The organism is Acetomicrobium sp. S15 = DSM 107314 (assembly GCF_016125955.1).
Classification (GTDB): Bacteria; Synergistota; Synergistia; order Synergistales; family Thermosynergistaceae; genus Thermosynergistes; species Thermosynergistes pyruvativorans.
On the sequence record NZ_JADEVE010000273.1, the window covers coordinates 26,057 to 38,743 of the forward strand.

10 protein-coding genes and 2 tRNA genes are annotated in these 12,687 nt (G+C 52.9%); 7 read left to right on the forward strand and 5 right to left on the reverse strand.

Features of this window, described 5'->3' with window-relative positions:
* Position 1: 1 nt before the first annotated feature.
* The gene (locus EZM41_RS07425; protein ID WP_198470483.1) at positions 2 to 1,513 is read left to right on the forward strand and encodes a tripartite tricarboxylate transporter permease; all 1,512 of its coding nucleotides are present in this window, start codon (positions 2 to 4) and stop codon (positions 1,511 to 1,513) included.
* A 140-nt stretch (positions 1,514 to 1,653) separates the two neighbouring features.
* Positions 1,654 to 2,736: an Ldh family oxidoreductase gene (locus EZM41_RS07430; RefSeq protein WP_232619184.1), complete on the forward strand. Its 1,083-nt coding sequence runs from the start codon at positions 1,654 to 1,656 to the stop codon at positions 2,734 to 2,736.
* Between the two features lie 246 nt (positions 2,737 to 2,982).
* Here EZM41_RS07430 and EZM41_RS07435 read toward each other — a convergent pair whose 3' ends face one another.
* Both EZM41_RS07435 and larA read right to left on the reverse strand, forming a co-directional pair.
* A complete protein-coding gene (locus EZM41_RS07435) occupies positions 2,983 to 3,996 on the reverse strand; it encodes a D-cysteine desulfhydrase (protein ID WP_198470485.1) in 1,014 nt (337 codons plus the stop codon).
* Between the two features lie 41 nt (positions 3,997 to 4,037).
* Positions 4,038 to 5,303 (reverse strand): nickel-dependent lactate racemase, encoded by a 1,266-nt coding sequence (gene larA / locus EZM41_RS07440; protein ID WP_198470486.1) that lies wholly within the window; start codon positions 5,301 to 5,303, stop codon positions 4,038 to 4,040.
* 334 nt (positions 5,304 to 5,637) lie between these two features.
* Here larA and EZM41_RS07445 point away from each other — a divergent pair.
* From EZM41_RS07445 to EZM41_RS07465, 5 genes are all read left to right on the forward strand, one after another.
* Positions 5,638 to 5,714, forward strand: a tRNA-Ile gene (locus EZM41_RS07445).
* A 17-nt stretch (positions 5,715 to 5,731) separates the two neighbouring features.
* Positions 5,732 to 5,807, forward strand: a tRNA-Ala gene (locus EZM41_RS07450).
* A gap of 197 nt (positions 5,808 to 6,004) precedes the next feature.
* The gene (locus tag EZM41_RS07455; protein ID WP_198470487.1) at positions 6,005 to 7,264 is read left to right on the forward strand and encodes a 3-isopropylmalate dehydratase large subunit; all 1,260 of its coding nucleotides are present in this window, start codon (positions 6,005 to 6,007) and stop codon (positions 7,262 to 7,264) included.
* Between the two features lie 15 nt (positions 7,265 to 7,279).
* Positions 7,280 to 7,804 carry a 3-isopropylmalate dehydratase small subunit gene (locus EZM41_RS07460; RefSeq protein ID WP_198470488.1) on the forward strand — a complete coding sequence of 175 codons (525 nt, stop codon included), beginning with the start codon at positions 7,280 to 7,282 and terminating at the stop codon, positions 7,802 to 7,804.
* A 437-nt stretch (positions 7,805 to 8,241) separates the two neighbouring features.
* Positions 8,242 to 9,378 (forward strand): AAA family ATPase, encoded by a 1,137-nt coding sequence (locus EZM41_RS07465; RefSeq protein WP_198470489.1) that lies wholly within the window; start codon positions 8,242 to 8,244, stop codon positions 9,376 to 9,378.
* Between the two features lie 694 nt (positions 9,379 to 10,072).
* Here the strand turns inward: EZM41_RS07465 and trpA are convergent.
* From trpA to trpF, 3 genes are read right to left on the reverse strand one after another with little or no spacing between them, the layout of a single operon-like run.
* A complete protein-coding gene (trpA, locus tag EZM41_RS07470) occupies positions 10,073 to 10,864 on the reverse strand; it encodes a tryptophan synthase subunit alpha (RefSeq protein WP_198470490.1) in 792 nt (263 codons plus the stop codon).
* Positions 10,861 to 12,066 (reverse strand): tryptophan synthase subunit beta, encoded by a 1,206-nt coding sequence (gene trpB, locus EZM41_RS07475; RefSeq protein ID WP_198470491.1) that lies wholly within the window; start codon positions 12,064 to 12,066, stop codon positions 10,861 to 10,863. The genes trpA and trpB overlap by 4 nt, the downstream gene beginning before the upstream one ends.
* Complete coding sequence (trpF, locus tag EZM41_RS07480) at positions 12,063 to 12,683, reverse strand: phosphoribosylanthranilate isomerase (RefSeq protein ID WP_198470492.1); 621 nt, start codon at positions 12,681 to 12,683, stop codon at positions 12,063 to 12,065. The genes trpB and trpF overlap by 4 nt, the downstream gene beginning before the upstream one ends.
* Between the last annotated feature and the right edge of the window lie 4 nt (positions 12,684 to 12,687).

Below are 12,687 nucleotides of genomic sequence, written 5' to 3' on the forward strand. Positions count from 1 at the left end.
GATGGGCATATTTTCTCACATATTAGATGTGATACCGATTTTATTCCAGTGGCATAACATCCTCGCCATGATCGTTGGCACCGCTGCGGGAATTGCCATCGGCGCGCTTCCCGGCCTCTCTGCGGCCATGGGCGTGGCGCTCTTGGTGCCGTATACGTTTGTTATGCCACCAGAGACGGGACTCGTGATGCTTGCCGGCATATATAACGGTGCAATCTACGGTGGTTCCATATCGGCGATATTGCTGCGCGTCCCCGGCACACCTGCTGCTATAGCCACAACCTTGGATGGCTATCCGCTCACCTGCAAAGGTCGAGCTGATGAGGCGCTGCAGCTCGCTGTCAGCTCGTCGTTCATAGGTGGAGTTTTCAGTGCCTTCGCCCTCTTGCTTTTGGCTCCACCGCTCGCAGAGGTAGCTCTTAGATTCGGCCCGCCGGAGTATTTCTGGCTTGCCGTATTGGGGCTGACGATCGTGGCTTCTCTTTCCAGCGGTTCCACGATGAAGGGTTTTATAACCGCGTGTTTTGGCCTTTTCTTGGGAGTAGTGGGGTTGGATCCTATAACGGCGCGAGAGCGCTTCACCTTTGGCCAGGTGGGGTTATTGGGAGGGATCGATGTAGTCTCGGCGCTCATAGGGCTCTATTCCATACCCCAGGTGCTGCGCCTCGCCAGAACAAAAGAAAAGATCGGAGAGCTCGCCGAAGGTGCCTTGGCAAAGGTTAAGCGGCGGATGTTCGAGGACATAGGTAAGTATTGGAGGACGGTTGCCCGCTCCTCGTTCCTCGGGGTGATAATAGGCATGATCCCGGCAGCTGGGGCGAACATAGCTTCGATCGTCGGCTATAACGAAGCCAAACGCGCGTCGAGGCATCCCGAGCTCTTCAGCACCGGTTATGGCGAGGGTGTTGTGGCGTCCGAGGCAGCCAACAACGCCGTAACCGGCGGATCCCTGGTGCCCCTGCTCACGCTCGGCATACCGGGGAACGCCGTGGCCGCCGTTATAGTGGGCGGTCTGTTGATCCATGGCCTCGTCGTGGGGCCCGAGCTCTTCACCAAGAGCGCCGATGTGGTCTACACGTTCATGCTTGGGATGTTGTTTACAAACGTGATCATGCTCTTTATGGGCTTTTACGGAGCCAGGCGGGTCTTTCTCAACGTCACGAAGATTCCCAACAGCATATTGGCGCCAGCCATAGTGGTGCTCTGCGTAATAGGGTCGTATTCTCTCAGGAACAATATGTTCGACGTCTGGGTTATGTTGATCCTCGGGTTCATCGGCTACGTCTTGGAAGAAAACGGGTATCCTCTCGCCCCGGCGGTGCTCGCCGTTATATTGGGTCCAATGGCTGAGGCGAACTTGCGCAGGTCTATAATGATGGGACGAGGTAGTATAGTGCCAATCTTTACGCGTCCTATCTGCATCGTCATAATAGCCCTCTGTGTCCTTTCGCTCCTGACCCCCTACCTGCAGGCGAGGAAGAAAAAGAGGAGTGGCAATGCGCAAACTTCCTAACTTATCCCTTACGGCAACCCTTTAAAGACATTGCGCCGAAACAGTGGAAAGGACGACGCTTCCGACCACGGCTTTTACCGTAATGGGACGGCTTTGGCGGAAGCGTTGACTATTTTAATAAAAAGGGATGGTGGGCGTTTATGGCTTCAGAGACTCTATATTCAGCTTCTTTTAGGGGGTTGAAGGCACTTGTGCGGAATATATTTATAGGTGCCGGGCTTCCATCGAATGACGCCGAGCTGGTGGCTGATGCCCTCGCTACAGCCGACCTTCGAGGGACAAACTCTCACGGCATGATAAGGCTTCCTTTTTACGTGAAGCGGCTGCTCGACGGGGGCACGAAGGCCAGACCCGATATAAAAGTGCTGGCGGAAGGCCCATCCTATGCCCTTGTGGATGGCGATGACGGCATGGGGCAGGTAGTGGCGGCCTATTCCATGCGTATGGCCATAGGGAAGGCTAAAATCTCAGGGACGAGCTTTGTAACCGCCAGAAACAGCAGCCATTTCGGTGCCGCTGCCTATTACTCTATGATGGCGCTGGACGAATGTATGATAGGCGTCGCCGCCACAAACGGCCCACCTGTCATGGCGCCGTGGGGAGGCCGAGAGGCGAGGATCGGCAACAACCCCCTCTCCGTCGCCGTGCCGAGCGGGCGCCATGGACCGATCGTTTTAGATATGGCCATGAGCGTCGTCGCCGGTGGAAAGGTGAGGCTTGCCGCTAAAAAAGGGGAGAAAATCCCCTTGGGATGGGTGGTGAACAGGGAAGGCAAAGCCACGGAAGACCCTAACGACTTGCCCTCCGGCGGTGCGCTCCTACCCTTGGGATACAAGGGTTTTGGCCTCGCCGTGGCGCTTGAAATCCTCTGCGGGGCTCTTTCGGGGGCGCGCGTGCTCGATGAGATTCCCGAGTGGTTTAAAGCCACCGGTGATGAGGTCGGTAACGGCCATATGTTTGCTGCCATAGATATATCGCGCTTTTGTGAGGTGGGATCCTTCAAGTCGAGAGTTGATCATATCGTTGAGGCCTTAAAAGATACGCCTTTGATGGAAGGCTTCGAGGAGATTCTCGTGCCGGGTGAACCGGAAGCGCGCATGGCGGACATACAGTCCAAAAGTGGCATAGCACTACCTGGGCCTGTCGTGAGAGACTTGATTTCCACGGCCGAAAGTTTGGGTGTAGCTGTGCCCGAGGGGTTATTTTGTCAAAAAAGAGTATAGATCAATTGACTTTACTTGACCTAAAATCCCGATCCTCCGGTTGAGTTGCCCTTTTATCCACACAGTTCAGTTTTTTGTTTCTTCCAACCCGAGCTTTAACGATATTAAGGAGTTAACAACATAAGGGGATAAGGATTCGACTGATCCCTATCCCCTTATGTCCATTGCGGCCCGATTGCGATACTGCTTATGCGAAAGGCTTGTTGTCTTTATCTATGTGAGCTGTATGGCGAACGTTCTCAAAGTTTATTTCTGAAATAGTTCCGAGTCGAAATATTTTTGGTAATGGAAGAGCGCCGGAAAACCCCCCGTGTGGATAAAGAGAACTTTCTCACCCTTGCGGCAGAAGCCTTTTTGGATGAGATCGAGCATCCCCGCGAAGGCCTTTCCTGTGTAGACGGGGTCGAGCAGAATGGATTCCGTCCTGGCAAGGAGAGCTACCGTCTTAGTCATCGCCTCTGTAGGCAGGGAATACCCTTCGCCTACGTATTCGTCGAAACACTGGATCAAGTCTTCGGGAAGAGACTCTTCGATGCCTAAATATCGCGCTGTTTCTGTGGCCAAGCTGTGCACCAAGGGGACCTGTTGCGAATTCGGACGACTGATGTTGATTCCCGTAAGAGGAATCCCCGACCGATTGCCCCACAATCCCACGGCAAGACCCGCGTGGGTGCCGCCGCTTCCGCTGGTGACAAATATTCGGTCAAAGGAGACCCCTTTTTCAAAAGACTGGGCAAGGATTTCTTCCGCACACGCCACATAGCCGATGGCGCCTAAGGGATTGGAGGCACCACCAGGTATAATATATGGCTTTTTACCCGCGCGGCGGAGTTCATCAGCGGTCTTTTCCATTTCGGCGATCATATCGGACTTTGCCGGAACCACCCGAATAGAGTCCGCTCCCATCAGGTGGTATAGAAAGTTATTGCCCGAGGCGGTGGGAGAATAACTTCCGGGGACGCGCTCCTCGATGACGAGATGGCACTCGAGGCCTTCTTTTCTGGCCGCGGCTAAAGTGATCCTACAATGGTTGGACTGCACCGCCCCGCAAGTGATCACCGAATCGGCCCCTTTTGCGAGGGCGTCGGCCATCACAAACTCGAGCTTGCGGGTCTTGTTTCCACCGGGGAAAAGCCCCAAAAGGTCATCCCTCTTTATCCATATTTCGGGGCCATTTACGAGGGCGGAAAGCCGTCCGAGTTGCTCCATGGGAGTCCATCCCTCCGTGTACCTGCGGCGCGGAAAACGAGAGAGGTTCATCTGTTTTTTACCTCCTATCCATTGTGTTATCTTTACCGGTATTACTTTTTAGACATAACCGGCACGGTTAGGCTTCCGACGGGCATTAAAATATAGCTCGGATTGCCGTGTTTTGTCTCGACATAGTTAATTGCTTCTTGCACAGTCGCCATTTTCCTCATAAAAAGCCGCTTGGTGAGCTCATCGCTCAGAGAGGATATCAAAATGATTTCCTTTTCTTTAGCCACTTTGCATATCCCGTAAGCTTTGTGTCCGCCGAGCACAAATTTTTTATGAATGCGTCTAATAACATCGTCTGGGCTTACGGCTTCGTTCATCCACTCTTCGAAGGTGCGCTCTCCCAAGCCTTCCCTGCATTCTGCAATGAGGATGATGGTGCCTCCGGGCTTGGTTGCTTTATCGGCGTGGTCGAGGGCTTTTTGAGCTTGGTAGACGTTTATATCTCTTGGGAAACCGCCAGCGCTGACCACGGCGACATCTGCTTTCTGAGCTATCGGCACTTCGTACATGTTAGACGAAACGGCAACCCCTTGGTACCACGCCTCTTCCAGATCTCCGGCCACGACGCTTACGATCTCCTTTTTGCTGTTGGTGACCACGTTCAATATGAAATCGACACCTACCCTCTTCGCGGCCTCGATCATTTCGAGGCTTACCGGGTTTTGCTCTATCGGAGGCAGGTCATCCATCAGGTAGAGCATCCTCGAGTGGTTTTTCTCTATACATTCTCTGCTCGCTATACCCGGCAGAATGCTCTTTCTGCCGCCAGAAAAACCGGCGAAGTAGTGGGGCATTATGACGCCTAAGGTTATGAGAAAATCCGTTTGAACGGCTAATTTATTTATGGAGAGTTCAAACCCTGTGGAGAGCTTGCCGATGTATGTCAAAGAATCTCCGTCATCTGCCGAGTGCGAGGCGAAGCGAAACCTTTTAACCAGTTCCTTCCCATAGACTTCTTCGTTTTGCTCTTCTGTGTGTGGATCGTGGATTCCCGTTGCCGTTAAAAATGTTATCTCGTCATCTTTTATTCCAGCGGCCTCGAGCTCGCCGAGCAGTGGGGGAAAGAGGTATTCGTAGGGTGTCGGGCGCGTTATGTCATTGACCACTATTACGACATCCTTTGGCTTTTTCTCTGAGATCAGGTCCGCCAAAGGGGCCGTCCCGATTGGGTTTTGCAAAAGCTTCCGAACGCCTTCGAGGGGCTCCTTTAAGCCGGGCTTTTCGTTCGGCTCGAGTATTTGCAAGACCCTCGCCCTATCGACCTCGAACTGAACCTCCCCTCGTCCGTATTTCATCTTCATAAGCATTCCCATCACCCCGATCGAAAAATCTCTTGCGCGAAAAGCAAGACGCTATAGTGAATAACATAGCACAAGCTCGACCTTTGGGCTATCGCCATATCTGGCGCGCGGGTTTGCGCAGAGCCTTTGGTCCGTCCGCCTCGGCGATAGCGGCATCGTGAAAAAACGAATGGCGAAATGGGCGGAGGACGAACGCAATCTTGCAAGCTCATGGGGGGAATGGCCGTTGAAAACGCATCCGAGGAGCCGGCACAAAAAATAAAAATTGCCCCTTCGGCATGCTTGCAAAGGCGGAGGGGTAGTGGTATATTTACGCTGCTTTTAAGAGTGTTTTCGAAGTGGGCCGGTAGCTCAGGTGGTTAGAGCACACGCCTGATAAGCGTGAGGGCGGTGGTTCAAGTCCACCCCGGCCCACCATCGTTATATAGAGGTTTGGGGATGTAGCTCAGCTGGGAGAGCGCCTGCCTTGCACGCAGGAGGTCGGCGGTTCGAATCCGCTCATCTCCACCAAACGATAGGTTGCGCTGCCCAACAAGCCTTGTAGGCTTGGGCAGCTTTTTTTGTGCTTCGGTCTTGGATGGAGCGTCTGGGGGACTTTATAAATAATAACGGGTGCTTACAGATGCTCTATAATTGCCTTTTGAGGAAGCTTGAGAATTTTCAAGCGGGGGTTAGTGCGCCTGCACGTCAAAGGAGGATAAGGCCTTATGCATGCGATAGAGAAGATCTTGGCCAAGGCTTCAGGCAAGAGTGAGGTCAGGAGTGGCGAAATTGTCGAGGCTCGCGTAGATGTGGCTGAGGTGAACGACCTATATCTTCAGGTCATAAAGTCCTTTTACGAGATGGGCGGCGAAAGGGTGGCCAATCCGGATAAAGTTACTTTCGTCTTCGACCATTACTCTCCTTCGCCTACCATAAAGGCTGCGGATAATCAAAGGCAGATGAGGGAGTTTTGCGAAAAGATGGGCATAAGCAGGCTCTTCGACGTCGGCGAGGGTGTGTGCCATCAGGTGCTGGCAGAGAGCGGCCTCGTCGGCCCTGGTAAAATCGTAATCGAAACGGACTCTCACTCTACGACGCTCGGGGCCTTAGGGGCCTTTGCGAGCGGCGTCGGCGCGACTGACCTTGCGATCATCCTACTCACCGGGCAGCTCTGGTTTAAGGTACCGCCGGTTATCAGAATTGAAGTGGATGGAGCCATACCCTATGGCGTTATGGCGAAGGATGTCATCCTTTACATATTGGGAAAGCTTAAACAAGACGCAGCCATATATAAAGCTGTGGAGTATAGCGGCTCTGCGATATCCTCCATGTCTATGGACGAGCGTTTCGTTTTGTGCAACATGTCTGTCGAAATGGGTGCGAAGACGGCCTATATTCAGCCCGATGACATCACCTTCAATTTTTTGGAAGAAAAAGGCGCGAAGAGGGACGACTTCGAAGTCTTCGTCACAGACGGCGATTTCTGTTATCAGGAAAGCTATGCTTTTGATGTGTCCGGTTTGTCTCCTCAGGTGGCCCTACCGGGAAGCGTCGATGACGTGGCTAACATAGAAGATGCGCAGCCTGTTCCCGTGACACAGGTCTTCATCGGGACCTGCACGGGTGGCAGGCTAAACGATATAAAGACAGCAGCGAATATTCTGAGAGGGCGGCATGTGGCCAAAGGGGTGCGCTGCCTGATCGTGCCGGCTTCCAGAACGATCTTCCGTGATGCTTTGGCTGAAGGGTATGTAAAAGATCTCGTAGAGGCGGGGGCGGTTTTTGTGACGCCCGGTTGTGGGCCTTGTCTCGGCGCTCACGAAGGGGTGCTAACGGCAGGGGACGTATGCGTCTCGACGTCCAGCCGCAACTTCCCTGGCCGCATGGGTAGCACGGAGGCTTCTATTTTTGTCGCCTCTCCGGCGACGGCGGCCGCGTCGGCGCTCGCTGGCCACCTCGCTGATCCTCGGAATTTTATCGGTTAGGGGGTGCCTGGGATAATGAAAGAAGTCGAGCTTATCCAAGGAAGAGTTTTCGTCTTCGGCGACAATATCGACACGGATCAAATATATCCTGGTCGCTATCTTGAGCTGACCGAGCCCGAAGAAGTGGCGCTTCATGCAATGGAGGGCGCCGACCCCGATTTTCCTTCTAAAGTGCGGCCAGGCGATATCATCGTTGCCGGCAAAAATTTCGGCTGTGGCTCAAGCAGAGAACATGCCGTAATAACGCTAATTGCGTCCGGGGTTAGGGCGGTTGTAGCCAAGTCTTTCGCTAGAATCTTTTACCGCAACGCCATAAACCGTGGGCTTCCGGTTGTTGAAATACCCGACTTGGAGCCCAACTCTATCAGCCAGGGTTCGATCGCCACCTTGGACTTTAAAAACGGCATATTCAGCTCTTCAGAGGGGAAAACCTATAACTTCGTCCCCTTCCCCGATAACATAATGGCGATAATAGAAGCCGGTGGCATTATGCCATTTTATAAGGCAAAGGCGACAAGTCGAACACCTAAAAAGCCATAATAAATTCGGCTTATGCCTTTTTTTAACGCGTGAGGCAACGCCGGCTTAAAAGCCTTGTTTCTTATTACTCAAGGCGCTGTATGGTCAAAATAGCGTCCTCCCTTGGTGCAGACCACGCTTAGGTTTGTGCCTGTTGCTACAACGAGGCGTTACCGCGCGTTCAGCCAAATGACAGCTACGCCCGGTATTTGCGCAGCATATAAAACAAAATGTTGAAATAAGCCTTTGGGATAAAAACTTGTTTTACAGGAAGCATGGGACGTAACCACCTAACGATGCCGGCTACATGAATTACTTTGACCTTAGTTAGTAGCTCACAAGACGAATATCCCTATTCGCTTGCCCGTCAGGTCTAAGGGGTATATAATAATTACGCAAATTGCGTAACGCTTTTTGCGTAATTATTACGAGCATAATAAGGGGCGCTGCGCAAGGCCATGGAAAATCCGTTCGTATGCGGAAAAGTTGTTCGCGGTAAGTGTTTCGCCGACAGGAAAGCGGAGATTGAAGAGCTCACCTCCGACATTGCGTCGAGCCAGAGCGTAATTCTGTTTTCCCCCAGGCGCTACGGGAAGACCTCTTTGATCCTCGAGGTCTTAGACCGCGTTAGGGCTCAAGGAGTGCTTACCCTTTACTTAGACCTCTTCAAAGTGACTTCGCAAGAAACGTTTATCACCGCCTACGCTAAAGAGATCGCAGGCCTTCACGGCGGCGGGATCCGAACTGTGCTTAAAAAGGTCAGGGACCTGCTTCCCAGACTGATCCCCAAGGTTGTGGTGAAGGGGCAAAAGGCTGATATAGAGTTTGAGTTTGACCGCCCCGCAGATAAAACCCCTCTGCTTGACGACCTGTTTGAGGCCGTAGCGACCGTGAGCTCGCAACAGGGTAAAAGGGCTGCGGTAGTTTTTGACGAGTTTCAGGAGATAGCGGGTTGGGACGTGGGAGGTGAAGTTGAACGCCAGATGAGAACCCACTTCCAGCTGCACGGAAACGTCTCTTATATTTTCATGGGAAGCAAACGCCACCTCATGCAGGATATCTTCCGGAACAAAAACCGCCCGTTCTACCGATTCGGTAAACACTTTCCGCTGGGGAAAATCCCCGAAGACGAGTTTGCCGATTTCATCCGAAAGCGCTTTGAAGAGACGGGCTTTCAAATAGATTCAGAGGCTATAAATGAGATTTTGCGAACCACCGAAGATCACCCTTACTACACTCAGCTTTTATGTCACATTCTCTGGGACCGCAGGCGTGAAAAAAATGTCGTCGTAAAAGAAGACATCCCAGAGGCGGTTTCGGAGGTATTTTTAAGGGAGGCGCACGCCTTCTGCGATCTGTGGGACATGCTGCCGCGCAAGGCCCGCCAGCTTTTGGTCGCCCTAGCCAAGGAAGAAGGCCCCCAGGGGCAGATTTTTTCCAATGACTTCTTGCGAAAGCACAACCTGGGGCCGGCGTCGAGCATTCAGCGAGCCGTTGCCGGCCTTTTAAAGGAAGAAGTCTTAGAGAAGGTGGACGATAAGTATCAATATACCGACATCTTCTTCAAGCGCTGGCTCAAAAAGACTTTTGTGTGAACCCACGTTGCGGATCGCTCTAAAAAGCTCACATCCGTAAAAGATAGGCGAAAGGGGTCGCCTCTTTTTGGAGAAAAAAGAGGAGGACCAATTGTTGGAGGTGGAAGTATGAGGTTTACTGCTGCCAGAGTTGCTCGAGCCTGTTGAGTCAGCCGCGGAGGAAGGCGCCCATGGTGGGCTTGGTGTTGGCGAGGGAAAGGTAGTAAAGCGCACGCCGTCACAGGACGACGGCGCAAAGAACGCGCGCGTTACGCATGCTGCGTAACGCATTAAGCATAATAGAGTCAGTATTGTAGATTTTCTATGACGTACGGAATAGAACGATAGATGCTCGGATACAGGCTCATCCCGTTTTTCCAACTTTTTGAGGACGGCCTTGGCCATGACGTGAGACAGGATCACGAAGATAACGACTTCAAGCTCAAGCTTTTGGTACCCCAAAAACTTCTTGCCCGTGAGGCATACAGACACATGCTGCCTGAGCCGGCCTGCCGCTACCAGGTATTGGTGCAGGCCATAGAGATACGAAAAAAGGACTATCCTTGTGCGCAAAGCAACCGTGAACCACCTTGGGATTGAAAGCACGCTTGTGTAAAGGCATTAAGATAACATACTAAAAAATATGAATAAGATGCGAAGCGGCGGCGCACATAAAAAGCCGCCACCGCTGCTTTTTAGATGCTGACGTAGTCTCCTACGCTCCGACCCTCTCTGTAGCTGCTGCTTTGAGGCTTGACACGAAGGTCTTGGCTGACTTTATCGCCGCCTCACGACTTGGCGATTTGGCTATCAAGCTCACCAGTGCGCTTCCCACGACGATGCCGTCGGCATAGTGCAGGATGGCCTTCACCTTTTTTGGGCTGTCTATGCCAAATCCTAAGGCCAAGGGAGCCTGGCTGTAGTGTCTAACCCTTTTTAGATATTCTTCCACGCCGCTTTTGGGTCCTCTCGCGTCTCCCGTTATTCCCAAAAGCGAAACGCAATATAAGAAGCCGCAGGCCCTGCGCCCTATTTCCTCTAAGCGCTCTTCTGGCGTGTTGGGCGTTACCATGTATATGGGAGATATTCCCTCGAGCATCGCGGATTCGTAAAAATCTTCGCCCTCGTCGAAGGGCAGATCTGGAACGAGCACACCGGATGTGCCGCTCTCTCTTGCTGCTTCGAGGAATCGCTTTATTCCATACTGTAGGATGGGGTTGTAGTATCCCATCAGGACCAATGGCACCCCGATCCTTCCCTTTAGCCTTGCGAGCATTCCAAAGATCTTCTCAGTGGTGGTGCCACTTTTGAGTGCCCTTTGGCCGGCAGCCTGAATGACGGGTCCATCGGCCAAGGGATCCGAAAAGGGGAGGCCCACCTCGATTATGTCGGCTCCGGCCTCTTCGAGGGCCGGAATGAGCGACTCGGTGAAGTCGAGGTCCGGATCGCCGGCCATTATGTACGGAATCAAAGCCTTGCCGCTTTTGAACGCCTGCTCTAATTTCATTGTCCTTCCCCCTCGGGCAAAAGTTTGCGCACCGTATCCATGTCTTTGTCTCCCCTCCCAGAGAGATTCACCACTATCAGCTCTTCTTGTGACATCTGCGAGGCTATCCTTGTTACGCATGCTATGGCATGAGCGCTTTCTAAGGCAGGTATTATTCCCTCAAGGCGACATAAAAGCTCAAAAGCTTCCAAGGCTTCACCGTCAGTAACCGAGGTGTATTCTGCTCGCCCGGAGTCCTTTAAGAAGCTGTGTTCTGGTCCTACGCCCGGATAGTCGAGCCCAGCTGAAATGGAAAAAGCTATCTTGATTTGGCCGTCCTCGTCTTGAAGCAAATAAGACTTGCTGCCGTGGAGGACGCCAATTCGCCCGTCAGCGAGAGCTGCTGCGTGCTTTCCGGTTTCTATGCCGCTTCCTGCAGCCTCAACGCCCACCATTCGCACATCCCTATCCTCGATGAAGGGGTAAAATAGGCCCATGGAATTGCTTCCGCCCCCCACGCAAGCAACGAGGAGGTTGGGAAGCCTCCCCTCTTTCTTTAAAATCTGTTCCTTGGTCTCGTCTCCTATCACCCTTTGAAAGTCTCTGACTATCGTGGGATATGGATGCGGTCCTACGGTGGAACCTATTACGTAATGTGTGTTCTCTACGTTTGTGACCCAGTCACGGATCGCCTCGTTTGTGGCGTCTTTGAGCGTCTGACTTCCGGATGTGACGGGGACGACTCGGGCGCCTAAGATGCGCATCCTGTAAACGTTCAAAGCCTGGCGCTCCATGTCCTCTGCGCCCATGTAGATAGAGCACTCGAGCCCGAACTTTGCCGCCGCGGTCGCCGTGGCCACGCCGTGCTGCCCCGCACCCGTCTCAGCTATGATCCGCGTCTTTTTCATCTTCCTGGCCAACAGTATTTGTCCCAAGGCGTTGTTTATCTTGTGGGCGCCGGTGTGGTTTAAGTCTTCTCTCTTGAGGTATATTTTTGCCCCTCCCAGGTGCTCGGTGAGCCTTTCGGCGAAGTATAAAGGCGTGGGCCTCCCGGCGTAGTCGGACAGAAGTTGGCCTAACTCCGCCTTGAACTCCGGGTCTTCCTTCGAAGCGTTGTATACGGCCTCGAGTTCCTCGAGGGCTGGCATGAGCGTTTCGGGCACATATCTGCCTCCGAAATTTCCGAAATACCCCTTTCTCTTTTCTTCTACGGTGATCTTCATAAGAACTCCTCCTTCGTGAGGTCGTAGGTTCTAACCTTTTCAACTGCTGACGCTAAAGCCTTCCTGTCTTTGACGCCTAAAGAGCTCTCCACGCGGCTGTTGAAGTCCACGGCCGCTGGAGACAGCTCCTTCATGGCCTCGGTTATGTTTTCGGGCCCAAGGCCTCCGGCCAAGATAAAAGGTCTCTCAAAACCCTTCAGGAAAGACCAGTCGAAGGGCCTTCCGCTTCCGCCCCTCTTCGAGTCGAAGAGGATCCAGCAAGATGCCTCCTCGTATAGCGCTGCGCGGGCTGTGTCTTCTTTCGACTCGACGCCGAGCGCCTTTATGGCCTTTAGAGGCGATGACGCCACCACCTCCGGCGATTCGTCGCCGTGAAACTGGATGCAGCTAAAAAAGCCGCTCTCTGCGATGGCTTTGAGCTCCTCCTCTTTGGGATCCGCCACAACAGCCACGGTCATCACAAAAGGGGGGATATCGCGTGCGAGCTCTCGAATTTGGTCCAGCGTCACGCGCCGCTTGCTCTCGGCCAAAATGAAGCCCAAGGCATCGGCTCCGACTTCTATCGCCATCTCCACGTCTTGCCTCCTCGTCAGACCGCACACCTTTATCTGCGTCACTTGT

Coding starts and splice junctions, on each gene's coding strand:
- EZM41_RS07425 (WP_198470483.1), top strand. CDS start 2: ATGGGCATATTTTCTCACATATTAGATGTGATACCGATTTTATTCCAG.
- EZM41_RS07460 (WP_198470488.1), top strand. CDS start 7,280: ATGAAAGAAGTCGAGCTTATCCAAGGAAGAGTTTTCGTCTTCGGCGAC.
- EZM41_RS07455 (WP_198470487.1), top strand. CDS start 6,005: ATGCATGCGATAGAGAAGATCTTGGCCAAGGCTTCAGGCAAGAGTGAG.
- trpA (WP_198470490.1), bottom strand. CDS start 10,864: ATGAAATTAGAGCAGGCGTTCAAAAGCGGCAAGGCTTTGATTCCGTAC.
- EZM41_RS07435 (WP_198470485.1), bottom strand. CDS start 3,996: ATGAACCTCTCTCGTTTTCCGCGCCGCAGGTACACGGAGGGATGGACT.
- EZM41_RS07465 (WP_198470489.1), top strand. CDS start 8,242: ATGGAAAATCCGTTCGTATGCGGAAAAGTTGTTCGCGGTAAGTGTTTC.
- EZM41_RS07430 (WP_232619184.1), top strand. CDS start 1,654: ATGGCTTCAGAGACTCTATATTCAGCTTCTTTTAGGGGGTTGAAGGCA.
- trpB (WP_198470491.1), bottom strand. CDS start 12,066: ATGAAGATCACCGTAGAAGAAAAGAGAAAGGGGTATTTCGGAAATTTC.
- larA (WP_198470486.1), bottom strand. CDS start 5,303: ATGCTTATGAAGATGAAATACGGACGAGGGGAGGTTCAGTTCGAGGTC.